The organism is Streptomyces sp. NPDC059037, from assembly GCF_042740015.1.
Classification (GTDB): Bacteria; Actinomycetota; Actinomycetes; order Streptomycetales; family Streptomycetaceae; genus Streptomyces.
Genome location: NZ_JBHYIG010000547.1, coordinates 1 through 1047, shown reverse-complemented (window position 1 = coordinate 1047; position 1047 = coordinate 1). Strand labels below are relative to the sequence as shown.

1 protein-coding gene is annotated in these 1047 nt (G+C 71.5%); it reads right to left on the bottom strand.

The window, feature by feature from the left end; all coding sequences use genetic code 11:
• Positions 1-91: 91 nt before the first annotated feature.
• Positions 92-961 (bottom strand): tRNA pseudouridine(55) synthase TruB, encoded by an 870-nt coding sequence (gene truB / locus ACFWY6_RS45570; protein ID WP_384703854.1) that lies wholly within the window; start codon positions 959-961, stop codon positions 92-94.
• Positions 962-1047: the final 86 nt, after the last annotated feature.

Genomic DNA, 1047 nt, shown 5'->3' with positions numbered 1-1047 from the left:
GCGCGGGCGCGGGGGGGCCGGGGGGCGGCCGGCCGCGCGCGCCCCGCCACCCCCCCCCCCCCCCCTCGAAGGTGCCTAGCCCGAGAGGGCCTCAGGCGAAGACGGCCAGGCTCTTGGCCTTGCCCTTCAGCTCCTCGGCCAGGACCAGGAAGCGGCCCTCCGGATCGAACACGGCAACGGGGCCCGCACCGGCGTACTCACCGGGCATCTCGATCCGCACGCCGTTGAGCAGCAGCTTCGACCGCTTCTCGTCGACGTCCCAGCGCGGGAACGCGGCGGCGGCCGCGTCCGCCACCGGCATCACCGTCAGCTCCTCCTGGAGCTGGTCGATGGTCTTCGCCGAGTCGAGCTTGTACGGCCCGACGCGGGTGCGCCGCAGCGCCGTCAGATGGCCGCCGACCCCGAGGTCCGCCCCGAGGTCGCGGGCCAGGGCACGGATGTACGTCCCGGACGAGCAGACCACCGACACGACCAGGTCGAGTACGGGGGTGCCGTCATCGGCGGCGGCGTCCCTGACGTCGTACACGGTGAACGAGGAGATCTTCACGGGCCTTGCCGGGATCTCGAAGTCCTCGCCCTTGCGGGCCCGCGCGTACGACCGCTTGCCGTCGATCTTGATGGCGCTGACCTTCGACGGCACCTGCATGATGTCGCCGGACAGCTTGGCGATCCCCGCGTCGATGGCGTCCCGCCTGATCCGCGAGGCGTCGGCGGACGAGGTGATCTCCCCCTCGGCGTCGTCCGTGACCGTGTTCTGGCCGAGCCGGATCGTGCCGAGGTACTCCTTCTCCGTCAGCGCGAGATGGCCCAGGAGCTTGGTGGCCCGCTCGACGCCGAGGACCAGGACACCCGTCGCCATCGGGTCGAGGGTGCCCGCGTGGCCGACGCGGCGGGTCTTGGCGATCCCGCGCATCTTGGCGACCACGTCATGCGAAGTGAAGCCGGACGGCTTGTCGACGATGACAAGTCCGGTCCCGCGGCGGGTTGTGGTGTTTGGGAATTATAGGGCGCGCCGTGCACCGCGTGACCGGGCGTGGGGGAAAGGGG